Source organism: Bacillus sp. UNC438CL73TsuS30 (assembly GCF_000482325.1).
Lineage (GTDB): Bacteria > Bacillota > Bacilli > Bacillales > Cytobacillaceae > Neobacillus.
This window is the reverse complement of sequence record NZ_AXVA01000005.1, coordinates 12,472-34,259: the sequence shown is the minus strand read 5'-3', so window position 1 is coordinate 34,259 and position 21,788 is coordinate 12,472. Positions and strand designations below refer to the sequence as shown.

22 protein-coding genes and 2 riboswitches are annotated in these 21,788 nt (G+C 39.0%); of the genes, 9 read left to right on the top strand and 13 right to left on the bottom strand.

Translation table 11 applies throughout. The features are described from left to right. Nucleotides 1–9: 9 nt before the first annotated feature. The 6 genes from sdaAA to M028_RS0100250 all read right to left on the bottom strand — a co-directional run bounded on the left by sdaAA (nucleotide 10) and on the right by M028_RS0100250 (nucleotide 5,881). Nucleotides 10–888, bottom strand: coding sequence for an L-serine ammonia-lyase, iron-sulfur-dependent, subunit alpha (sdaAA, locus tag M028_RS0100285; RefSeq protein WP_035423574.1), 879 nt, complete (start codon nucleotides 886–888; stop codon nucleotides 10–12). Next, nucleotides 888–1,400 (bottom strand): serine dehydratase beta chain, encoded by a 513-nt coding sequence (locus M028_RS0100280; protein WP_026572107.1) that lies wholly within the window; start codon nucleotides 1,398–1,400, stop codon nucleotides 888–890. The genes sdaAA and M028_RS0100280 overlap by 1 nt, the downstream gene beginning before the upstream one ends. Nucleotides 1,401–1,417: 17 nt before the next feature. Continuing rightward, the gene (glyA, locus tag M028_RS0100275; RefSeq protein ID WP_026572106.1) at nucleotides 1,418–2,668 is read right to left on the bottom strand and encodes a serine hydroxymethyltransferase; all 1,251 of its coding nucleotides are present in this window, start codon (nucleotides 2,666–2,668) and stop codon (nucleotides 1,418–1,420) included. Nucleotides 2,669–2,824: 156 nt separating this feature from the next. Next, nucleotides 2,825–2,925: riboswitch (glycine riboswitch) on the bottom strand. 207 nt (nucleotides 2,926–3,132) lie between these two features. After that, nucleotides 3,133–4,521 carry an amino acid permease gene (locus M028_RS0100265; protein WP_026572104.1) on the bottom strand — a complete coding sequence of 463 codons (1,389 nt, stop codon included), beginning with the start codon at nucleotides 4,519–4,521 and terminating at the stop codon, nucleotides 3,133–3,135. A 215-nt stretch (nucleotides 4,522–4,736) separates the two neighbouring features. Further along, nucleotides 4,737–4,838: riboswitch (glycine riboswitch) on the bottom strand. Nucleotides 4,839–4,996: 158 nt separating this feature from the next. Beyond that, nucleotides 4,997–5,464 (bottom strand): RNA deprotection pyrophosphohydrolase, encoded by a 468-nt coding sequence (gene ytkD / locus M028_RS0100255; protein ID WP_026572103.1) that lies wholly within the window; start codon nucleotides 5,462–5,464, stop codon nucleotides 4,997–4,999. A gap of 93 nt (nucleotides 5,465–5,557) precedes the next feature. Next, nucleotides 5,558–5,881, bottom strand: coding sequence for a hypothetical protein (locus M028_RS0100250; protein WP_026572102.1), 324 nt, complete (start codon nucleotides 5,879–5,881; stop codon nucleotides 5,558–5,560). Nucleotides 5,882–6,357: 476 nt separating this feature from the next. Between M028_RS0100250 and M028_RS0100245 the strand changes: the two genes are divergently transcribed. The 6 genes from M028_RS0100245 to ytzI all read left to right on the top strand — a co-directional run bounded on the left by M028_RS0100245 (nucleotide 6,358) and on the right by ytzI (nucleotide 12,201). Next, on the top strand, nucleotides 6,358–7,887 hold the full coding sequence (locus M028_RS0100245) for an NADH dehydrogenase subunit 5 (RefSeq protein WP_155925389.1): 1,530 nt from the start codon (nucleotides 6,358–6,360) through the stop codon (nucleotides 7,885–7,887). Beyond that, entirely contained in the window at nucleotides 7,884–10,502 is a 2,619-nt protein-coding gene (locus M028_RS0100240; protein ID WP_026572100.1) for a putative inorganic carbon transporter subunit DabA, read from the top strand. The genes M028_RS0100245 and M028_RS0100240 overlap by 4 nt, the downstream gene beginning before the upstream one ends. An 83-nt stretch (nucleotides 10,503–10,585) precedes the next feature. Beyond that, entirely contained in the window at nucleotides 10,586–10,951 is a 366-nt protein-coding gene (locus tag M028_RS0100235; RefSeq protein ID WP_026572099.1) for a DUF2294 domain-containing protein, read from the top strand. A 13-nt stretch (nucleotides 10,952–10,964) separates the two neighbouring features. Continuing rightward, complete coding sequence (locus tag M028_RS29170) at nucleotides 10,965–11,447, top strand: hypothetical protein (protein WP_051590875.1); 483 nt, start codon at nucleotides 10,965–10,967, stop codon at nucleotides 11,445–11,447. A gap of 223 nt (nucleotides 11,448–11,670) precedes the next feature. Next, entirely contained in the window at nucleotides 11,671–11,928 is a 258-nt protein-coding gene (locus M028_RS0100225; RefSeq protein WP_026572098.1) for a DUF6154 family protein, read from the top strand. Between the two features lie 105 nt (nucleotides 11,929–12,033). Next, nucleotides 12,034–12,201, top strand: a complete 168-nt coding sequence (ytzI, locus tag M028_RS31765; protein ID WP_081810610.1) for a YtzI protein — start codon at nucleotides 12,034–12,036, stop codon at nucleotides 12,199–12,201. Nucleotides 12,202–12,238: 37 nt separating this feature from the next. On the opposite strand, the gene M028_RS0100215 is transcribed toward ytzI, so the two are convergent. Further along, complete coding sequence (locus M028_RS0100215; protein WP_026572097.1) at nucleotides 12,239–12,709, bottom strand: S-ribosylhomocysteine lyase; 471 nt, start codon at nucleotides 12,707–12,709, stop codon at nucleotides 12,239–12,241. A gap of 141 nt (nucleotides 12,710–12,850) precedes the next feature. Between M028_RS0100215 and yidD the strand changes: the two genes are divergently transcribed. Continuing rightward, on the top strand, nucleotides 12,851–13,090 hold the full coding sequence (yidD, locus tag M028_RS0100210) for a membrane protein insertion efficiency factor YidD (RefSeq protein ID WP_026572096.1): 240 nt from the start codon (nucleotides 12,851–12,853) through the stop codon (nucleotides 13,088–13,090). On the opposite strand, the gene M028_RS0100205 is transcribed toward yidD, so the two are convergent. After that, nucleotides 13,087–13,659, bottom strand: coding sequence for a beta-class carbonic anhydrase (locus M028_RS0100205; RefSeq protein ID WP_081810609.1), 573 nt, complete (start codon nucleotides 13,657–13,659; stop codon nucleotides 13,087–13,089). The two genes, yidD and M028_RS0100205, sit on opposite strands and share 4 nt — an antisense overlap. A gap of 208 nt (nucleotides 13,660–13,867) precedes the next feature. Between M028_RS0100205 and M028_RS0100200 the strand changes: the two genes are divergently transcribed. Both M028_RS0100200 and M028_RS31760 read left to right on the top strand, forming a co-directional pair. Beyond that, nucleotides 13,868–14,806 carry a metal ABC transporter solute-binding protein, Zn/Mn family gene (locus M028_RS0100200; RefSeq protein ID WP_035423573.1) on the top strand — a complete coding sequence of 313 codons (939 nt, stop codon included), beginning with the start codon at nucleotides 13,868–13,870 and terminating at the stop codon, nucleotides 14,804–14,806. A gap of 83 nt (nucleotides 14,807–14,889) precedes the next feature. Continuing rightward, nucleotides 14,890–15,048, top strand: a complete 159-nt coding sequence (locus M028_RS31760) for a DUF1540 domain-containing protein (protein WP_081810608.1) — start codon at nucleotides 14,890–14,892, stop codon at nucleotides 15,046–15,048. Nucleotides 15,049–15,095: 47 nt separating this feature from the next. On the opposite strand, the gene M028_RS0100190 is transcribed toward M028_RS31760, so the two are convergent. From M028_RS0100190 to M028_RS0100170, 5 genes are all read right to left on the bottom strand, one after another. Further along, nucleotides 15,096–16,565 carry an o-succinylbenzoate--CoA ligase gene (locus M028_RS0100190; protein ID WP_026572093.1) on the bottom strand — a complete coding sequence of 490 codons (1,470 nt, stop codon included), beginning with the start codon at nucleotides 16,563–16,565 and terminating at the stop codon, nucleotides 15,096–15,098. Between the two features lie 86 nt (nucleotides 16,566–16,651). Further along, the gene (gene menB, locus M028_RS0100185) at nucleotides 16,652–17,470 is read right to left on the bottom strand and encodes a 1,4-dihydroxy-2-naphthoyl-CoA synthase (RefSeq protein WP_026572092.1); all 819 of its coding nucleotides are present in this window, start codon (nucleotides 17,468–17,470) and stop codon (nucleotides 16,652–16,654) included. A 14-nt stretch (nucleotides 17,471–17,484) separates the two neighbouring features. Further along, entirely contained in the window at nucleotides 17,485–18,297 is an 813-nt protein-coding gene (gene menH, locus M028_RS0100180) for a 2-succinyl-6-hydroxy-2,4-cyclohexadiene-1-carboxylate synthase (RefSeq protein WP_026572091.1), read from the bottom strand. After that, a complete protein-coding gene (menD, locus tag M028_RS0100175; protein ID WP_026572090.1) occupies nucleotides 18,288–20,042 on the bottom strand; it encodes a 2-succinyl-5-enolpyruvyl-6-hydroxy-3-cyclohexene-1-carboxylic-acid synthase in 1,755 nt (584 codons plus the stop codon). The genes menH and menD overlap by 10 nt, the downstream gene beginning before the upstream one ends. Nucleotide 20,043: 1 nt before the next feature. Beyond that, nucleotides 20,044–21,444: an isochorismate synthase gene (locus M028_RS0100170; RefSeq protein WP_026572089.1), complete on the bottom strand. Its 1,401-nt coding sequence runs from the start codon at nucleotides 21,442–21,444 to the stop codon at nucleotides 20,044–20,046. Between the last annotated feature and the right edge of the window lie 344 nt (nucleotides 21,445–21,788).

Sequence of the window (21,788 nt, the reverse complement as noted above, 5' to 3'; positions counted from 1 at the left end):
TACCTCCTATTATTTCCTGCAAAATAGCCGTTCCTTTACCTGTTTACCTGTTTCTGTCGTTGCCAGTCCTCCAAGAGCTGTTTCCCGGAGTGTCCTAGGCATATCTTTTCCAACCCTATACATCGCTTCAATGACTTCATCACAAGGAATCCGGCTTTCAATCCCAGCAAGGGCCATATCCGCTGCTGAAAATGCAATGGAAGTCCCAATTACATTCCGTTTAATGCATGGCACTTCAACAAGTCCTGCTACCGGGTCACAAACCAAACCTAAAAGTGATTTCATGGCAATGGCAGTGGCATTCACGGCTTGTTGTGGTGTTCCTCCTTTTAGCTCAACGATTGTTCCGGCAGCCATGGCTGTTGCCGATCCTACCTCAGCCTGGCACCCTCCAGCTGCTCCTGAAATGAATGAACGGTTTGCAATAACCAAACCAAGCATACTTGCCGTAAACAAGCCCATAACTAAATCTATAAGAGGCGTACCATCATTTTTATGAAGCGAAAACAAAACTCCAGGTAAAATGCCGGCTGCTCCGGCAGTTGGCGTTGCTACTATGACCCCCATCCGGGCATTACCTTCAGAGGTTGCCAATGAAAAGGCCATTGCATTACTTATATAATTTCCGGAGAGGGCCTTGCCCTGACTCATGTAATCATACATTTTCACAGCATCCCCGCCGGAAATCCCACTTGGTGCAGCTGAGTCATCTTTGATGCCGCTGTCGACAGCTTCTTTCATTTTGATTAGTCGCTCTCTCATCATGCCAATAATGGTTTCTTTGTCTCTCCCTGATTTTTCTGCTTCCAGTATCAACATCATTTCGCCTATGGTTTTTTGTTCTTTTTCACAAGCTTCAACTAGTTCTCTCATAGACTGAATTCCCATCATATTGCCTCCATAAGCTCTTTCCTGATGGGTTGGTAATCACGAGCAAGGGTGGCAAAATCATCACCTGCACTCAATCGAATATCAACCATCTTCTCGTCAATCATAAAGATCTTGGATAAGCCGCCGCCGAGAGAAACACCGCCAACTTTAACAACATAATCACCGCACCTTGCTGTTACAATTGCAATATTTGGATGGTCGTAATACTCACAGTTTTCTGCAAAATCAAATTGGTACTGCATGCCATGTTTTTTAGCCCAATCCGATGAAGATTTAATTCGCGAATCATCCGTATCCATCCCAAGTAATCCTCCAAGAAGTGCCTTATCTGTTCCATGACCTTGATAGGTTTCGGCAAATGAATCATAAAATACAATATTTGCTTCTTCTGGACAATCTCCTAACAATTCGTAGATAAATTTTCCGATTGATACGACTCCAGCTGTATGAGAACTCGATGGTCCCACCATAATCGGACCGATAATGTCAAAACAACTCTGAAATTCCATCCCAATTTGCCCCTTTCTTACACTGTTACAGCTTGCTGAAATAACGGATAGGCGCCACAAATCGTTTTTGTTGTTTCCTTTGCTTTCTCAAGCACGACTTTGTCCCCTTTACTCTTCAGAACAGCGGCAATGACTTTCCCGATTTCCACCATTTCTTCCTGCTTCATTCCGCGCGTTGTCAGAGCTGCAGTTCCCATCCGGATTCCGCTCGTAACAAACGGTTTTTCCGGGTCATATGGAATCGTATTTTTATTTACGGTAATCCCCGCTTCTTCTAATAATTTTTCTGCTTCTTTTCCAGTTAAATTCCACGGACGTAAATCCAAAAGAACGATATGATTATCCGTTCCCCCAGAAACAAGGGCAGCACCTTCATTTTTTAATGTTTCTCCAAGTGTTGCTGCATTTTCAATCACCTGTTTTGCATATTCCTTAAAGCTTGGCTGCAGTGCTTCATTGAAAGCAACCGCCTTGGCCGCAATGATGTGCATGAGGGGACCGCCTTGTATCCCTGGGAACACTGATTTATTAATGGCCTTTATGATGTCTTCATCATTGGTTAAAATTATTCCGCCGCGCGGACCTCGGAGCGTTTTATGCGTAGTGCTTGTTACAACATCGGCAAATGGAATTGGTGAAGGATGAAGACCGGCTGCAACAAGTCCCGCAATATGAGCCATGTCAACCATGAATTTTGCACCAACTTTGTCAGCAATTTGTCTAAAGCGCGCAAAATCAATTTCTCTTGGGTAAGCACTTGCCCCCGCAATTATTAATTTCGGTTTTTCTCTTTTTGCAATCACTTCCAGTTCATCATAGTCAATCAATTGAGTGTCCTCTCTCACACCATAGGAGACAATTTCAAACCATTTTCCTGAAACACTGACAGGGCTTCCATGAGTTAAGTGCCCGCCATGTGAAAGGTTCATCCCCATGACCTTATCACCGGGCTGCAACAATGCGTAGAATACTGCAAAATTTGCTTGTGCACCTGAGTGTGGCTGAACATTTGCATATTTTGCGCCAAACAGCTTTGTTAGGCGATCAATCGCTGTATTTTCTGCTATATCAACAAATTCACACCCACCATAGTAACGCTTCCCTGGGTAGCCTTCAGCATATTTATTCGTCATCACACTTCCCATTGCTTCTAATACATCTTGGCTTACGAAGTTTTCAGAAGCGATTAACTCCAATGTTTGATGCTGGCGTTCCTGCTCTTTCTTAATTGCTTCAAAAATAGTTGAATCATTTTGTTGTAATCCCATTTCTAGTCCTCCTTTTAATGGTTCAACTACCCTTTGATGTTTCAAACATGGAATATCTTCCTTATCCCCGAAGATTTTTATTTCCAAGTAAACTGATAGAAACACTCACTTTTTTGCACGCAAAAAAGGACAGAAAAGGGTAGCATAAAGATTGCTCTACCCTTCTCTGTCCTTTTACCTGAGAGTTTAGCTCTTTTACGAAAAGAACCTTCCCCTTTGGTGGCATAATTTTTTATGCGCTCTCCAGAGTTGCGTCCAGTCATGGTTCCATCTACCTGAGAGATTTATTCCAAGGGTCTTTTTGGAACTTGCTCCTTCGGTGGCGTGTTAAATTGCACTCTCCCACAACCGTCATCCGCTCTATTTATTATTATTTTCAGAATAATCGCTAACATAATTCACGTCAAGCTTTTTTTAAAATTTTTTGAAAGCGATAACAATAAAAAGTAATTAAGATAATTCTATTAATTTTCTGCAATCTTTTCTTGATTCACTGGATCTGTATGATTTTCCTTTTGATTCCGTACCTTATAAATTGCAATTAGCATAATAAACCAAACAGGAGTTACGAACAAGGCAACACGCGTATCTTCCGCTAGCCCAAGGACGACAAGAACGAATGCAAGAAAAGCAAGGATTAAGTAATTGGAAACAGGATAAAACGGCAACTTAAATTTATTTACTCTTGCCAAATCCGGCCTTACTTTACGGTATTTTAAATGGCTGATGACAGTAATTCCCCAAATAAAGATGAAACATACCGTAGAAATACTTGTAATTAGTGTAAATACTCCTTCCGGCATGATATAGTTTAAAATTACGGCAATGAGAATGACAACGGTTGAAAAGAATAATGCATTTGAAGGTATTTTTCGTGAAGTAAGTTTTGCGAATGGTACAGGTGCATTATTATCCTTGGCTAGTGAGTAAACCATCCGGCTTGTGCTGAAGACAGCGCTGTTACATGCTGAAGCTGCGGATGTAAGAACGACAAAATTAACAATACCGGCAGCAGCTGCGATACCGACCGCTACGAAGACCTGGACAAATGGGCTTTTTGTCGGATTTATGGCATTCCAAGGATAAATACTCATAATGACAAATAGTGCGCCAAGGTAGAAAATAAAAACACGGATTGGAATATTATTGATGGCTTTTGGGATTACTTTTTCCGGGTCTTTTGTTTCACCCGCTGTAAGTCCTACTAGTTCAATCCCTGTAAATGCAAACACGACCATTTGGAATGAGAGTATAAATCCATTTATTCCATTTGGAAACATGCCGCCATGGCTCCACAAGTTCTTGAAACTGGATGGCCCGGAATTTGTGGAAAAGCCTTTTATAATCATGACAAGCCCGATGAAAATTAGTGCCAAGATGGCAATTACTTTAATTAATGCGAACCAAAATTCCATTTCACCAAAAAGTTTAACAGTTGTAAGGTTCATTACTAACAGAATAACAAGAGCAATTAATCCTGGCATCCACTGTGGTACATTCGGAAACCAATATTGGGTATAGAGACCAACCGCTGTTAAGTCAGCCATGGCAATCGAGATCCAGCAAAACCAATAGGTCCAACCAGTGATAAAAGCTGCCATATTACCTAAATAGTCTCTAACAAAGTCAACAAATGAATGATAGTTCAAATTAGTTAAGAGTAGTTCGCCAAGTGCACGCATAATTAAAAAGCAAATGACACCTGTAATCATATAAGCAAATAAAATCGAAGGTCCTGCCAAATGAATAGATTTTCCTGCCCCAAGAAATAACCCCGTTCCAATTGCCCCGCCAATGGCGATTAGTTGAACATGTCTGTTCTTTAAACCCCTATCTAATTTTTGTTCTTGCATTGCTTCCCCTCATTTCCTAATTTTTTCAAACCGTGAATACACCCTCATCATGTTTCAGTAAATCAACCCTATTTCCTTTACCCCCTTTTTGACAACAAAAAAGGACAGAAGAAGGCATTTTTACTACCTTCTCTGTCCTTTTACCTGAAAGTTTCCTGCCAAAAAAGCAGATCCCCTTTGGTGGCATTTAAAGAAATATGCACTCTCCAGAGCTACGTCATGTACTGGTCCTTATTACCTGAGAGATTTATTCCAAGGCTTTTATGGAATTTGCTCCTTCGGCGGCAACATTCGTTACTCTCTCCCAATACAATCAACCGTAAGATATTCAATTGTTTTCGAAAAATTAAATAATTGAAAGCGGATTCACAAAATTATATTCTCATAAACTAGTTTCTTTGTCAATTCAGTTATTAGGGAAAATTCAAAATTTTCGATAAAAACAAAAGAATAGCAGTAATCATTTCCAATGCCGCTATTCTTTTCTACTTTGAAGTTGAAGGCATTCCTCCACGACTCGATCTTTCATAATAAAGCTGTATTCGTCACCAAACCGGAGCTTTAAAAGATCCCCTTTCACAAGAACAGGACCATTGGTTTCGTTATAGGAATTCGTTTTGTTTAACGTGCTCACGATTCCCCAAAAAATTGCCTTTACAAAAGGACCTTTTGGGTCGATTACCCTGTATTCCCCGATTCGCCTTAAATCCCCAAGAATAGCCCCTGTTTCTTCATAAACCTCACGACGCGCCGTATCTTCCAGTGTTTCTCCTTCCTCCATTTTCCCCCCAGGGAATTCAAGACCACGTTTTTTATGACACGTCAATAACCAGGAATCTTTATATTGACAAATAACCAGTACGTGCTTTGCCTTTTCGGGAAAATTTTTTTCAGAAAATAATAACTCAACTTGATTCCCATTTTGATCAATAAACTCTATCATCTCATTACCGCCTATTACCGTTGATTCTTTTATTATAATCAATAATCGGGAAACAAAAAATCCTTATCTTAAATGGATAAGGATTTCCTTTTATTATTCACTTTTTGGCAGGATATTCATTGTTTCAATATGATTCCTTGCTTCTTCATCACCGAGTTTATAAATTTTTCCATAAACCTGTTGAATCGTACTATCATACCGGTCGTTTTCACGATCATGGTGATATTCAACATAGGGGATATGGGCGCGGATAAAATTATCCCATTCCGTTGAATAGTTTTGATCAAATAATTCACGCAGCTCAGTAATTTCTTCATCCGTTGCTTGAATTTTATAGCTCCATGTTGAGCTCCGGGCACTTTGTGTTATATGCCCTGTTCCAACATCTATATAATAGGTTTTCTTCTGTCCATCCATGCAGTCAGCCCCTTTTTCCTGGCCATTTCCTCTGAAATTTCGGAGGCAGCCCAATTTTCTTAACACTAATTATCATTTTCCGCAAAGTGATACATTTTATTCTTTTTATTTCATCGGTTTGTATTCAATTTGACAGAATGTTTAATGAGTAGTAACATTATTACCATATAAAACTTATTCTATTAATATATAAAACTCATTTTCCTTTAGCATTAGGTTCATCATTTATTAATGACCATATGAAAAAGGAAATCTATAATTTTATGAAAAATGGAATAGGTTAAATCGGAATATGCTTCCTTTTTGACAAGGAAGGAACAATTATATAAAAAGGTAGACTAGTAAAAAGCCTAAAATAGGCTAGTTAAAAGTAAACCGACAATTTTCAGCGTATAATGGTTTGATTACAAACCTATTATACATTGATAAATTGTCGGTTTTTTTGTTTAAAAAAATGTTAGGTAGAGAGGAAATTGATGCAAATGATTTTACTGCCGACGATTTTTTTTCTCATGGTTGCACTTTCTGTACTCAGCTCCATGTTGCTATTAAATCCGAAAATTCCCTTGAATTTTGTACGTGTTCATACTGCAATTCTTATATTGCCCGCGATTTCCGCACTAATGGCCCTAGTTTTTAGAAATGGAGAAGTAAATTTCGGCCCGTGGCATCTTGATTCATTATCGTGGCTGCTTGCATGTTTTGTCTTTACGATTAGTTTTATTGTGCAGCGTTACTCCGTTCATTATTTACTTGGCGAACATTCATACCGGAAGTATTTTGCACTGCTTACCATGACTACGGCCGCCGATTCTCTTGCCTGGCTAAGTAATGATACCCGACTATTATTACTTTGCTGGGGAGCGACACTTCTGGGATTAACCCTTCTTATCGGATTAAAAAAAGAGTGGCAAATTGCCCGAAATGCTTCTAGGCTCTCCGGTCGTCTTTTCGCCCTTGGTTGGATCATCTTATTGTCAGCTTTTCTCTGGATTAGACAGGCAACAGGACAGTGGCAATTGTCAAAGATCCTTTCAGAGAATAGTCTTGAGCAACTTGATTCATGGGAAAAAACCTGTATATGCTTGCTTGTAATCGTGGCTGTTATGATTCCAGCCGCACAATGGCCTTTCCACCGCTGGCTATTAGATTCAGTTATTGCGCCAACACCTATTTCTGCTGTAATGCATGCAGGGATTGTAAATGCCGGTGGAATTATGTTAACCCGATTTACACCATTTTTTAGTGGAGATGTGGCTCAGGTGGTTCTGTTAGCATTATCGAGTTTTTCAGTTTTAATGGGTACGGGAATAATGCTGGTCCAGGTTGACTATAAACGACAACTCGTAGGCTCTACGATCGCACAGATGGGCTTCATGCTGATTCAATGTGCATTAGGGGCTTATTGGGCAGCCATCATTCACGCTGTGTTACACGGTCTATTCAAGGCCACCCTTTTCCTTCAGGCTGGGGCTGCGGTGCAACACCGTAAATCAATCATCAAGACAACACAACCTTCATCTTGGTTATGGACAATTAGTGGGGGTGTTTTAGGATTGTTCCTGGGTGCTGTCTTTTGGTTAACTTCCCCTAAAGACGGATATCAATTAATGAGCGCTATCATTTTAGGATGGTCTGTCTTACTAGCCTGGAAACAGCTTGTTGCCCATGCAAACGGTAAGGTCGGGCGAGTAGCAGGATTTATACTATTTGCAGGAGCAGGTATTGTTTTCCACTTCGTGCATACCGCCTTTTATAGATTGTTAGAGGAAACCGTTCAAATTGGAACTGGAACACAGCCTCCTGCCCTTGCAACCCTTATACTTCTGATTTTTGTGCTAGTTTGCAGTGCTCTTGGTTTATTACTGTTTCATTATCGTTCATCTGCGGCCTTTGCTGTCATTTATCTGTGGCTCTTACGGTTAAGTGAACCGAAAAATAAATTCTTTGAAAGCCATCCAAAGTATCTGACAAGATTACTGTCTCAAGGAGGAAATTTACGGTGAATACTATCTTAACATTGGCACATTCATCCAGTTTAGAAAAGGAATCTCATCCCCAGCATCTTAACGATTTGGTGAAATCAGCCACTGAAGTCATTACACCCCTTGGACCAATCAATACGTTTGCTGCGCGAAATCCGTGGATGGGATTAGAACAGCAACCATTTGAGAAAGTCGCTCGCCGGCTCAAGGATGTTTGTGATGTGGAAATTTATCCGACAGAATCTATATTAAAGTCGGCACGTAAACGGGGTGAAATTGAACAGGAATTTCTCGATATTGTGCTACATAATTGGCTGGATTCACAATCTTTAGAAGTCCCGCGTGATGTTGCAGAACGCTTCTGTCGCACTGCACTTTTAATGGACCAACCTCCTTCCAAGCTTCCACAAACACAGGAGTTTAGAAGGTTCGAAAAAAAACTAAGTCATTTTAAGCATCAGTTTGCCGAAAAACATGCCATTAAAACGTTTAGTCAATACTTGGAACAACTCGGAAATGAAGGAACAGCGAAAGATCTCAATCGCCACATGATTAAGTGGTGTAAATTATTTCTTGATGAATCTCAGGCTGTTTTGTCAATGCCGAATCGGGAAGATGGTTTCTATCATGCTTGGCGGAAATTAGTCAAATATGACCCGGCATTAAAATCTTCTATACGTGAAGAACTTAATGATTTACCTGAAAAGGCTGAAGATGCTTTAATGAAGGCATTGTTGAAGCTAGAAATTCCCTTTTATGAGATACAGGAATACCTTGAAGCTCATTTGCTTGCACTTCCAGGCTGGGCGGGAATGATGCTTTGGCGCTCACAGCAATCATCCCAGGAAAATTCACTGCTTGAGGAATATTTGGCTGTTCGAATTTCTCTGGAATATGCTTTGATTAAACCTTATCTTCCCTTGCCTGAGAAAAAAATAGAGGATAAAGTCTTAATAGAACCGTTGGCTGCAGCCTGGGACCAGTGGGGTGGCATACCATACAACAGATTAGCCCAGTTTTCTACAGCAGAACTAAAAGCCCATTTCACACTTGCCCATCGTTTTGATCGGGTTGTCCGCCAGCGCCTCTGGTTAGAAGCATGGGAAAAAACATACGAAAATCAATTAAAAGAGATAATCGAATCGAAACAAATGAATTCAGAAAAATATGTAAAACCTGTAATGGCACAATTTATCTTTTGTATTGATGTACGCTCTGAGCCTTTTCGCCGTAACCTTGAACAAGAGGGGCCATTTGAGACAATGGGAGCTGCTGGTTTTTTCGGTTTGCCAATCGAAACCTCTGAACTTGGATGTCATCACAGCCATAACTCTTTACCGGTTATGTTTAAACCGCAATTTAAAGTTAAAGAAACTTCATCTGAACTGGAATTAAAGCAATATCAACAAAGAAGGAAGGCTGCTCATTCACTCAATTCAACATTTAAGATAATGAAACATAACCTTCCTTCAAGCATGCTGCTGCCTGAGATTAGCGGTCCATGGATGGGCTTACAAACGTTAGTAAGAAGTTTTGTTCCTAGAGGGGCCGGATCTGCTTTACGCATGATTCGAAAAACTTGGCTGCGAAAACCTTCCACCAAACTCTCATTAGAACGTGAGTATACTTTACATTCTGAGTTACCTGTTGGATTTACTGATGAGGAAAAAGTGTCCTACGTACGTCAAGCACTGAAGATGATGGGATTTACCGATTATTTCGCTCCATTAGTGGTTATTTGCGGCCATGGAAGTCATAGCACAAACAATCCTTATGCCTCTGCACTTGACTGTGGTGCATGCGGTGGAGCCTCTAGCGGATTCAATGCCCGTGTGCTTGCATCCTTGTGTAATCTTCCAAAGGTTCGGCAAACTCTCGCTAGGGAGGGAATTTCGATTCCGGTTGATACGGTTTTTGCTGCCGCCGAACATATTACTACACTGGATAAATTGAATTGGCTTTATGTTCCGGAACTTACGGATTCAGCTAAGGAAGCATTTGATCAAATAGAGTCCATATTGTTAAAAGTTAGTGAAAAAGCCAATGCTGAACGTATACCACAATTACCAAATATCAACTTAACTTGCAAAAATCCGAAGAAAGAAGCAGAACGCTTTGCAGAAGATTGGAGTGAAGTACGTCCAGAGTGGGGTCTGGCACGCAATGCCTCCTTCATTATCGGAGAACGAAACCTAACTAAGGAATGCAATTTGAACGGAAGAACTTTTCTGCAAAATTATAAATGGCAAAATGATAAAAATGGTAATTTACTCTCCGCGATCATTAATGGTCCTGGAACAGTTTGCCAATGGATCAACTTGCAGTATTATGCCTCTACTGTTGCACCGCATTATTATGGCAGTGGAAATAAAGCAACCCAAACCGTAACTGCCGGTATCGGAGTGATGCAAGGGAATGCCAGTGACTTATTATCCGGACTTCCATGGCAATCCGTTATGCATTCTGATGAAGAGGTCTATCACGCTCCATTGAGACTTCTAATGGTAATTCAAGCGCCAAGAGAATATGTGCAAAAAGCACTTAACCAGAGTCAAGAATTCTATCAAAAAGTACAAAATGGGTGGATTCGGCTTGCATCTATTGATCCAGAAGGAAACTGGGAGAGTTGGTCATAACAGCTCTTCCCCTCACATTAAGCAATTATCATGTTTCATATTTATTTGTAACTTTTAAAAAGAGAGAAGGAACAGGAACCAATATGGATAAGTCAAAAGGAATGGTTGAAGCTGAAATAAGTAAAGCTTTAACTCATTGGGAAAAAAGTTATCTTGGACGTGGATCAGTATCTGTTAAATCAGATATCTTACGGGATATGATTTTTGTCGTATTGCATGGTATTTTATCTCCTGCTGAATATTCATTATGTCAGGACAAAGAGGGATTGCTATCCGTTAAGAAGACCCGAAATAGTTTAGTGGAAACAGGTATAGAAGAATTAAAGGAGATTATCTTTACGATTACGGGTCAGGAAGTCATTAGTTTTTACACTGATATTAGTACACGTACTGGAGAACGAATCATGGTTTTTAAGCTCTCTAATAATTTAGAGAACAAATTATCTTGAGAAGGTGAATGAAATGTATATAGATGGAAAGAAAAAAATCCTTTTTGTTATTGGAATGGACCAAAAAATTGAAGGGCTTATTAAAGAAAATATCAAAATGGATCCTGAGAACTTTTTAATTTTGCAGTGTTTCCAACCAGCCATTTCGCCATTCGGTGATTTAATGAGGGACATCATCCTTTCTGTTTACCAGGAGAATGTAAATGAAATTATTGTGGCAGCTTCAGAAAATAATCACAATAACTTAGAGGCAATCGTTAAAAAGATAAACGAAAACAAAGAAATTCAGAACAAAATTCAAATATTTGATTATCTTTTTAAACATTGCAAGCCAGAGTATCCAGCTGATAGTATAATGGAATGGCTCGAGGGCAGCGGTACATTTAAAGATAATGTATATACAAGTGTGAACGTTATTCAAAACCACCCATTGATTCCTTCCCATGTAAAAGTTAGGGAATTATTCATCAATAAGGCAGAACCTGCTTTCTTTTAAAAATAACTTCAACCTAAAAAGGGGTAGTGAAACACTACTCCTTTCCTAACTACCCCAAATAATACTTTCCGAAAAGAGAATTTTATTCTTTTTTAAATTTTGGTTCATTTTTTAGAAATGAATGCTGTATAATTATCATAAAATTAAGGTAACAGATTTTTAATTGTGTAAAAGGGATAAAATAATGATTAGGGTAAAAATATTCTCATAGGAGGTGAACAATTTGAAATTAGTTGATGAACTATACGAAATGTATCGGAATAAATTGACTGGTGACGAAGAAGATATTGATATGCTGGCTTTCGCTTTTCTTGAGGAAATGTCCCAAGAAGATTTACTCGCATTAATCCAGGATATGGATAAACAAGAGCTTTACGATTTAATGGGTTTATATTTAATCGAAAGTTTAAAAGGCAAATTTGCACAAGAAGAATATGGACAGCACCGGACACATACCTTTTATCCTCGTAATATACATTAATTTTACATATAGAATAAAGAGAAATTGCTTTTGGGCAATTTCCTTTTTTTTGTACAAAAAAAAGTTGATGGCATGCTACAATAGTTTAGGGAAGGGGGAAAGAAAATGTATACAGTATTCGTAGTATGTATTGTAATTGTAATCGTGGTTTTACTGCTTGCAGTTCTTACCACATCTAAAGCCTACTCATATAAACATACGGTTGACCCATTGGAAGAAAATCCTTATATAGAGAAAGAAAACAAGCATGAAGAGGAACAAAATAAGCCATAAAAAAATTCCTATTCGATTGAATAGGAGTTTTTTGGGTCTATGCAAATACTTGCTTTAATTCTTCTTTATTGTTTTTAAGCCATTCACGCATTAACTCTTTAGCCGCTTCTAAATTGTGTAGTTTAGCCTGCCCACACTGTCTTTCTGTTGCTGCAGGAACTTCTGTTGCTTCAAGAGAAATTTTCATTGTATCTTCAATAAGGTCAATAATTTCATCTACCGTTGGTTCTCCATTAACAACAAGGTAATACCCCGTTTGACAACCCATAGGCGAGATATCAATAATGCTGAAATCAAACTTTTCAGCAGCCTCACGAATATTATGTGCCAGCAGGTGTTCAAGAGAATGAATGGCATCTGGTTTCATGGCCGCTTTATTTGGCTGGCAAAATCGGATATCAAATTTATTAACAACACCGTCGCTGCCTACCTTTTGGACACCACAGTGGCGGACATACGGGGCTTTAACAGCATTATGATCTAGATCAAAGCTTTCAACTGAAGGCATTCATACCACTCCTTTACATATTTCTTCCCTATCATACTATAAAATCCGAGTTTTTACATCTACTTAGTTCAAATTAACATTTTAGACGTTACTTTAAAATTATGATATGTTGTAGATATTGATTCTCTAGAGGTGAACTGCATGTTTAAAAAAACATTTATTGGGTTGATTCGTTTCTACCAAGTGGTGATCTCACCTTTAAAACCGCCAACCTGCCGTTTTTATCCCACTTGTTCCCATTATGGCTTGGAGGCCATTCAACGCTTTGGAGCTTTAAAGGGTGGCTTGCTGACAATCAAACGGATTTTAAAATGTCATCCCTTTCACCCTGGCGGTTTCGATCCTGTTCCTGAAAAAAAAGAACGAGGTAAAGGATATTAGTCCTCGTATCCGTTGACAATCAAATCAAGCTTTCCTGTCTTTGGATCAATAACGAGGCCATGAACCGGTACGCCTTCTGGCATTAGCGGGTGATACTTAATGGTATTTACACTGTGAACAACACTCTCTTGGACGTTATCAAACCCATGCAGCCACTCTTCAAAATCTACCCCTGCATATTTTAATGTCTGAAGTTTTTCTTCTGAAATCCCCCGCTTTTTCATACTTTCAATTACCGGGCCTGCTTTTAGTCCACTCATGCCGCAATCATGGTGGGCAATCACCATTACCTCATCTGCTTGTAATTCAAAGACTGCAATCAAGATGCTGCGCATAATACTACCAAACGGATGGGAAACAATCGCACCTGCATTTTTGACAAGTTTGATGTCCCCATTATTTAAATTCAGCGCTTTTGGCAATAATTCCAATAATCTGGTGTCCATACAGGTAAGGACCACCATTTTCTTTTTTGGAAATTTGGTCGTTTCATATTTTTCATATTCTCGATTTTCCACAAATTGCTTATTAAATTCCAAAATATCATTTAACATTTTCTTTCCTGTCATAGCCATCTACCTTTCGTATCTATTTCCTTTTCTCTATCTTATATAAATTCTGCTTCCTGCAGTAAACTTTTTGCTTGCAAATAAGGTTATTTTTTTGTAAGATACATAAGGAAATCGGAATCGTTCCGTATTATACATGCAATTTTTAAAAAATTTTCTTATATAAATCGTAATTAATCCGATTTATTAAATTAATAAAGGAGTTTTTATGAAAAAATTTATTCTTTTTCTTTCAATCCTAGTTCCTTTAAGTTTGCTTTTGTCAGGATGTACATCAAATAATGACCAAGTGCAAAAAAAGAAAGGGCAATTAACCATATATACAACAGTATTCCCACTTCAGTATTTTACTGAACAAATTGGCGGAAAATACGTAAATGTAAAAACCATTTATCCCCCTGGAGCGGATGAACATACCTTTGAACCATCGCAAAAGGATATGATGAACCTTGCAGATTCAGACCTGTTTTTCTATATTGGTTTAGGTCTTGAAGGATTTGTAGAAAAGGCAAAAACCACCTTGCAGGACGAGAATGTTACATTAGTTGCAGCTGCTGAACAGCTTCAACTTCCAAAAGATCAACATGCTGATGAAGCAGATGAAGATGGCCATCAACATGGTGATATAAACCCCCATGTATGGCTTGACCCTATATACTCTAAAGAAATGGCGGGAGTCATTAAAAATTCATTAATTAAAAAAATGCCGCAGCATAAAGCATTATTCAATGAAAATTACCAAAGGCTTGCAAAGCAATTGGATAATCTAAATACAAAGTATCAAGATACGATAAAAAATGCACCACATAAAGAAATAATCGTTACCCATGCTGCATTTGGCTATTGGGAAACTCGTTATGGAATTAAGCAAATTAGTATTTCCGGTTTATCGACAACAAATGAACCTACACAAAAGGAATTAGAAAAAATCATTTCATTGGCCGACCGTGAAGGATTACACTATATTCTTTTTGAACAAAATGTTCATTCCAAATTAGGAGAGATTGTTAAAAATGAAATTGGTGCAAAGGCACTTCCCATCCACAATTTGGCTATTTTAACCGAAGATAATATTAAAAATAAAGAAACCTATTTTACTTTAATGAATAAAAATTTAGCGACTTTAAAAACAGCTTTATCTAAATAAAATTCCTTTTACTCCCATGGATGGCTGAATATCAAACATCAAAAGCTATAGCTGTATTACGAAATGAAAAGGAGTGATACAAAGTGGCACAAGATGTTTTATGCGAAGTTAATAACTGTACTTATTGGGCAAAAGGAAATAAATGCAGTGCTGAACAAATATATGTTGTTAGTCATAAAGGAAAAACAGCAGATAATACTCAAGAGACAGACTGTAAAACCTTTGAAGCAGAGGGAATGTAAAGAAAAGAACCAGGCATTTGTGATCTGCCTGGTTCTATTTAATATTGCTACTGTTCTCCTTTTAGCTTTCTTCTTAACAGCTTGTTGGAAGCATTTCTTGGGAGCTCTTCAACAAACTTAAAATCTTTTGGCACTTTGTATTTGGCTAACCGCTCCATACAAAATAGTTCAAGTTCATTTCCAGATACAGAGTTTCCCTCTTTTTTCACAATAAAAGCAATAGGTACCTGACCCCATCGTTCGTCCGCTTGTCCTGTTACCCCAGCATCCTTAACAAAAGGATGGGATAGGAGCACTGATTCAATTTCAGCCGGGTAAACATTTTCCCCCCCTGAGATAATCAAATCTGAACGGCGATCTAAAACATATAAAAAGCCTTCATCGTCCAAATAGCCAATGTCACCGGTTGAAAACCATCCATCCTGCATCCTGTCTAGCATTGCTCCTGGGCGGTTTAAATAACCTGGTGTAACATTAGGGCCTTTAACGATAATTTCTCCTGTTTCGCCTTCCATTGCTCTTCGACCATCATCACGAATAATCTGAACTTGTGAAGGAAAAAGCGGTTTTCCCGCAGAACCTAATTTTGAAATACTATACTCAGGTGACAAGGTTACAATTTGCGAGGAGGTTTCTGTCATTCCATATGTCTGAAATACCGGGACATTTTTTGCCACGCAGGCTTGAAGTAATGGCAATGGTGCGGGGCCTCCGCCAAGAAGCATACAGCGGAATGATTCCGGCAACCCTGCTTCGCCTAGAGAATCAACTATTCTTGTTAACATAGTTCCTACAACAGACATAATGGTAACCTGCTTACTATGAAAATCCTCTATTATTTTTTCAACATCAAAGCTCTCATGAAGAACGATTGGCATACCATATATGACACTACGCATGAGGATGGAATAACCACTGATATGAAAAAGAGGGACCGAACAAAGCCAGCAATCTGAATCGCTAAATCCGAGATTAAGGGCGGACCCAACTGAACTCCACCAATGATTTCCATATGTCTGCATAACTCCTTTTGGTTTGCCTGTTGTCCCGGAGGTGTACATGATCGTACAAACATCTTCAAGATTAATTTCCGCTTGTATATCGGGAGTTTCCATTGGGAGGCTGTCCAATTGTTCTTTTAAAAGGGTTGGAAGTATATCTCTGATTTCAAGTCCTTTATCGGTAAAGCTTTTTTCCGTTATCAATAAGGCTGCCTGGGAGTCTTTTAGCTGCCAGACGATTTCAGGTGAGGTTAAACGGTTATTGAGAATAACTGCTCTAACTCCGAGAAGTTGAAGTGCAAATAATACCACAATGGTATCCAGGTGGTTTTTTAATAAAACCCCCACATATTTACCCCTTCCAACCCCTTGACATTGAAGCTTGCCTGCTGTTTCAACGGATTGTTCGTACAGTTCATGAAAAGTTAATTGCCTGGTATCAAAATAAACCGCTACACGGTCAGGTGTTAAATATGCTCTATTCTTTAAAAAATTAGGCATCATATTATTTTGCATCGTAATCACCAACTTTTAAATTTCCGCTTTCTATTAAAACAGCTTGATGGAGGCCATCAAGCTGTTTTGAAAATTTGTTTATAAAATCAAGGGAAACGCGGGAATTGATCGAAGCCAGGCTTACGTTTTTCTTTAAATGCATCGCGGCCTTCCTTCGCTTCTTCCGTTGTATAATATAGCAATGTGGCATCGCCGGCAAATTGCTGAAGACCAGCTAATCCATCGGTATCCGCATTCATAGCAGCTTTTATAAAGCGAAGAGCTGTTGGGCTCTTTTCTAACATTTCTTCACACCATTTAATGGTTTCTTCTTCTACCTGCTCAAGTGGAACAACCGTGTTAACAAGACCCATGTCAAGTGCTTCCTGCGCATTATATTGACGGCATAAATACCAAATTTCACGGGCTTTTTTATGTCCAATAATTCTAGCAAGATAGCCTGAACCGTATCCGGCATCAAAGCTTCCTACTTTCGGTCCTGTTTGGCCGAAAACAGCATTGTCTGCTGCAATTGTTAAATCACAGACAACATGTAAGACATGTCCTCCGCCAATTGCATACCCCTTTACCATTGCGATAACTGGTTTCGGAATGACACGGATTAGACGTTGAAGATCAAGGACATTTAAACGAGGAATTTGGTCATCCCCCACATAGCCTCCATGTCCACGGACACTCTGATCTCCCCCGGAACAAAACGCCTTATCTCCTGCACCTGTTAAAACAATAACACCTACATTTGAGTCATCACGTGCATAAGCAAAAGCATCAATTAATTCCATTACGGTCTTTGGTGTAAAAGCATTATGTACATGCGGGCGGTTAATGGTGATTTTCGCAATCCCGTTATAGGTTTCATAAATAATTTCATCGTACTTGCGACCTGCAACCCATTCAACTGTCATAAGTTGATCCTCCTTTAGTTTTTATTCGACAAATAGTCACTAACTATTGTACCAAACTTTTCAGCATCTTCCACATGGATTGCATGTCCACTTTTTTGAACAACAATCCAATTGCCATTTTCTAGCTTTTTCATCATTTTTTCTGCAATCCGACAAAACTTAACATCTTTTTCACCAGTAAGCAGTAAAACCTCACAGGATAACTGATTTAACTTCTCCCACCAAGAAGGCTGAGAGCCTGTTCCCATTCCAATTAAACTGTTTGCAAGCCCAATCGGGGAGTTGCTTAAACGCTTTTTTCTAATTGACTTCTTCGTTTCAGCCGGAAGTTTTTCCATCGTTGCGAATAATGGGATTGTCTCCCAATAATCAACAAATGATTGAATTCCTTCTTCTTTTATAAAACGAGCAAGTTTAAAATCACTCATAGAGCGGTTATTCCGTTCTTCTTCGGTTTCAAGACCAGGTGAAGCACTTTCCAAAATTAGCTTTCTTACCTTTTTAGGATAAAGAATGGCAAAGGTTAATGCAAGTCTCCCTCCCATTGAATATCCAAGAATGTCAATCTGATTTATTTCTAGCTGTTCAAGTACTAAGTTCAAATCCCCTGCAGCTGACTCAATCGTATAGCGGTCTAATTCTTCACTAATATGGGTTTTGCCATGGCCTATGATATCAGGAATGATTAATTTAGAATGTCCACCCCAAACAGAGCAAAACGGAGTCCATGTGGAGGCATCTCCTGTAAACCCATGTAGCAGAAGTAATGGGAAACCTGTACCGCATATTTGAACATGAATCTGAAGATTTTCAACCATTATGTCCATTCATGTTCACCTTTGACAAAATTTGATATTTCCTGGGAAACAGAACGCCAAAATTCGCGGTGTTCCTCCGTGTTTTTCTCTCTACTTGTCACGAATTCAAATACATTTAAACCAGTTGTTTTGGTATTATTCATAAGCGAATGGAAATGATCCCAATCCTTAATTCTAGTAAAATTCCCGTTATACATCTTAACCGCATATTCAAAATCAAGATCTATTGGCGTTCCAAATAGCAGCTCAAAATGAGTCGGATGTTCCGATTGTGGAAGAAAGGAGAAAATTCCTCCGCCATTATTATTAATAACAAGAATTTGAATGTCGATTTCATGTAACTTTGCCGCTAATAATCCATTTAAATCATGGAAAAACGTTAAATCTCCTAATACAAGATAGAGCGGTTTTGAATATAAAGCCGCACCTAAAGCAGTCGAAACAGTACCATCAATTCCATTCGCACCTCTATTTGCCATAATGGTAATTGATTTATCATTATTAAGGAAAAAACTATCCAAGTCCCTTATAGGCATACTATTTCCGACAAATAAAGTTGCACCCTCCGGAAGCATTTCCGCCAACTGGGAAAATAATTTCGCTTCACTTAACTCGGTCGTATCTCTTATCATTCCCATATGGTCCTTTGTCAGTTGATTAACGCTTTTCCATCTGTCCAAGAATGAGGTTGTCGATTTTCTCGTAACACTTGATGCTAACTTTTCACAAAAAGTTGATTCATTACAATAAATCATATTGGTGGTTAATGCTGCCGGGTCACGCCAGCCTCCACCGCTATCAATTACAAATTGCACTGCATTATGATGTTCTTTTAAGAAGATTGTTAACGCTTTAGAAACGGGCATGGCTCCAAAACGAATTACAACATCAGGTTTTAGATTATTCTTCGCATCTTCATTCCGTAAAAATGTATCATAAGCTTCGATGATATGCTCCTGATTATGCTTACCGCTTCTTAGCTGTGATAACGGGTCAACCAGAATGGGATAGTTTAAGGTTTCCGCCAGCTTTGTCACATTTTTTGCAAAATCCTTGTCCCCTATATTTCCACATACAATAATTCCCTTCTCCTTATCCTCAAGCAACGAGGCGATTGCCGTAAATTGTTCATCGTCTATCGTAAAAGCTCCGTTAACGACGTTTACATAGCCATTCGGGCGTTCCGTGACATGAAACAGCTCATCATTTAACTTTGGTATTAACGGCTCCCTAAAAGGAAAATTCAAATGGACAGGGCCAGCTGGAGCTTGTGTCGCAATAGCTGTTGCACGGGCGCAGACGGTCCTTGCATAGCGAATCATTTCATCACTTTTTTCAGGTAAAGCCATCTCTGAAAACCACTTAACATGATGACCATATAAATGAATTTGATCAATCGCCTGTGGTGCACCTACATTTCGAAGTTCATGCGGCCGATCAGCCGTTAGTACGAGTAACGGTACCCTTGCATATCGTGCCTCAACTATTGCAGGATAATAATTTGCAGCGGCCGTTCCTGAAGTGCACAGGATCGCTACTGGGCGATTGGATGCCTTCGCAATCCCTAATGCAAAGAACGCTGCTGAGCGTTCATCTACATGGATATGAAGTTTTAAGTCCGGGTGTTCCGCAATGACCATAGCCATTGGTGTGGAACGGGAGCCTGGACTGACTACGACATCTGTTATGCCGGAGAGAACAAGCTCTGAAACAAATGCTGCAATATAGGCAGTTAGTGATTCTTGATGACTCATATTAATTTCCTCCAAGAGCACGAAGCATCGGTCTAAATTTTAAATCCGTCTCTAAATATTCACTTTCTGATTCAGAATCGGCAACAACACCGCACCCGGCGAATAGGGAAACTTCCTTTCCCTGAATAAGGCCAGACCTAATGGCAACAGCAAATTCTCCATTTTCGCGATAATCCACCCAGCCAAGTGGTGCTGCATAAAAGCCCCGGTCAAGTTTTTCTACTTCCCTGATTTTTTCAACCGCTTCTTTTTTGGGAAGTCCTCCAAGGGCTGGTGTTGGATGGAGCCTTTCAACTATATGAAGTAAAGCAGCATTGCTCTTAGCTCTTCCAACAACTGGTGTATATAGATGCTGAATATCCCTAATTTTCATTAATTGGGGCTTATCAGGAAGGATTATTTCTTCACACGACTCCTCTAAAGCTTCCTTAATCATTTCCACAACATACTCATGCTCAATTAGATTTTTCTTATCGTTTAATAAGGTTTCACCTAAGTATTCATCCTCTTCCTCAGTCTGGCCTCTCGAAATCGATCCGGCAAGACAAGTCGAAAAAATATGAGTATCCTGTTTTTTTATCAGCCGTTCAGGAGTAGCCCCGATAAAGCAATCTCCATTGGATTCAAACACAAAGAGGTAACTATCCTGTTGCTGCTCAGATAATCGGTTTAATACGGATTCCGGTTCAACCATGGCATTAAATAACAGACGGAGTTCACGGGCAAGAACTACCTTTTTTAACGGGCCTGTCTTTAAATCCTTTACAACTTTATCAACGGACTTTTTCCACGATTCAGGAAAAATTTCTTTCGTCTTAAGGAGGTCTGCTGACTTTGTTTCGATCTTCTGATTGCTGGAACGTAAAAGCTGAGTTCTCTCATCGAGAATCTTTGTAAATAATGATTCATCATCATTTGGGGTACAAACAATGTTGGTTGTTAGAAAGGTTTGACCCTTTATAATACTTAACATGTATTTTGGGATATGAAACAGTGAATCAGGGTATTTTGACCATAGATTTGTTTTTGGTTTGTGAGGGTCAAAGGAAAATCCGCCAAACATGACGGGACCAATCCCCAATTGTGAATATGGATTATAAATAAGGCTATCCTTTAAAAAAGTCTGCCATTCTTTATCAACATGAAAAAAGCGGTCAGTAGCCTGATCCGACTGAATTTGTTTTGATATTCCAATACCTGCTATCACCATTTCATCCGTCGGGTCCTTCCAGAAAAACCGTTCACCCAGGTAGCGTTCCTTCCCCAGCATAAAAAATGTAAAAGGGTTCATCCAATCCATTTGATGAACTTCACTGACTAAAATGGACCGGCCAAGTTTTTTAGCTCTTGTAAGAGCCAAAAGCCCTCTTTCCTTTAATTCTAATTCGTGAATGGTAACCAAAAAAATCCCTCCAAAACAGCTGAAAAAGCTGTTATCCATTCATTTTCAAGCCTATTTAAACATACTACTCCCATTGTAAAAAAGTCAATAAATCCATGTCTTTTCCTTCTTTTTCATTCCTTATTATATAGTAAATATTTCTTTTTCGTATAAAAACAGTACAATTAGGGATTTCCTCATGTTATTTAACCTTCTTTTCAAGCAAACAGGTATTATCTGCTAGGGTACTAATAAAATTCCATTGACACTGACTCTTTGTTTTCTTACACTTAGTATTTGGAAAGATTGTTGGTCCTATTAGAAATAAAGCTTGGAATATAGATAAAATTTTAAAAGGGAGAGAA

What these genes read in the sequence shown, in the direction of transcription:
- sdaAA (WP_035423574.1), bottom strand. Translation starts at nt 888, where the DNA reads ATGGGAATTCAGTCTATGAGAGAACTAGTTGAAGCTTGTGAAAAAGAA.
- M028_RS0100280 (WP_026572107.1), bottom strand. Translation starts at nt 1,400, where the DNA reads ATGGAATTTCAGAGTTGTTTTGACATTATCGGTCCGATTATGGTGGGA.
- glyA (WP_026572106.1), bottom strand. Translation starts at nt 2,668, where the DNA reads ATGGGATTACAACAAAATGATTCAACTATTTTTGAAGCAATTAAGAAA.
- M028_RS0100265 (WP_026572104.1), bottom strand. Translation starts at nt 4,521, where the DNA reads ATGCAAGAACAAAAATTAGATAGGGGTTTAAAGAACAGACATGTTCAA.
- ytkD (WP_026572103.1), bottom strand. Translation starts at nt 5,464, where the DNA reads ATGATAGAGTTTATTGATCAAAATGGGAATCAAGTTGAGTTATTATTT.
- M028_RS0100250 (WP_026572102.1), bottom strand. Translation starts at nt 5,881, where the DNA reads ATGGATGGACAGAAGAAAACCTATTATATAGATGTTGGAACAGGGCAT.
- M028_RS0100245 (WP_155925389.1), top strand. Translation starts at nt 6,358, where the DNA reads ATGCAAATGATTTTACTGCCGACGATTTTTTTTCTCATGGTTGCACTT.
- M028_RS0100235 (WP_026572099.1), top strand. Translation starts at nt 10,586, where the DNA reads ATGGATAAGTCAAAAGGAATGGTTGAAGCTGAAATAAGTAAAGCTTTA.
- M028_RS29170 (WP_051590875.1), top strand. Translation starts at nt 10,965, where the DNA reads ATGTATATAGATGGAAAGAAAAAAATCCTTTTTGTTATTGGAATGGAC.
- ytzI (WP_081810610.1), top strand. Translation starts at nt 12,034, where the DNA reads ATGTATACAGTATTCGTAGTATGTATTGTAATTGTAATCGTGGTTTTA.
- M028_RS0100215 (WP_026572097.1), bottom strand. Translation starts at nt 12,709, where the DNA reads ATGCCTTCAGTTGAAAGCTTTGATCTAGATCATAATGCTGTTAAAGCC.
- yidD (WP_026572096.1), top strand. Translation starts at nt 12,851, where the DNA reads ATGTTTAAAAAAACATTTATTGGGTTGATTCGTTTCTACCAAGTGGTG.
- M028_RS0100205 (WP_081810609.1), bottom strand. Translation starts at nt 13,659, where the DNA reads ATGACAGGAAAGAAAATGTTAAATGATATTTTGGAATTTAATAAGCAA.
- M028_RS0100200 (WP_035423573.1), top strand. Translation starts at nt 13,868, where the DNA reads ATGAAAAAATTTATTCTTTTTCTTTCAATCCTAGTTCCTTTAAGTTTG.
- M028_RS0100190 (WP_026572093.1), bottom strand. Translation starts at nt 16,565, where the DNA reads ATGCAAAATAATATGATGCCTAATTTTTTAAAGAATAGAGCATATTTA.
- menB (WP_026572092.1), bottom strand. Translation starts at nt 17,470, where the DNA reads ATGACAGTTGAATGGGTTGCAGGTCGCAAGTACGATGAAATTATTTAT.
- menH (WP_026572091.1), bottom strand. Translation starts at nt 18,297, where the DNA reads ATGGACATAATGGTTGAAAATCTTCAGATTCATGTTCAAATATGCGGT.
- menD (WP_026572090.1), bottom strand. Translation starts at nt 20,042, where the DNA reads ATGAGTCATCAAGAATCACTAACTGCCTATATTGCAGCATTTGTTTCA.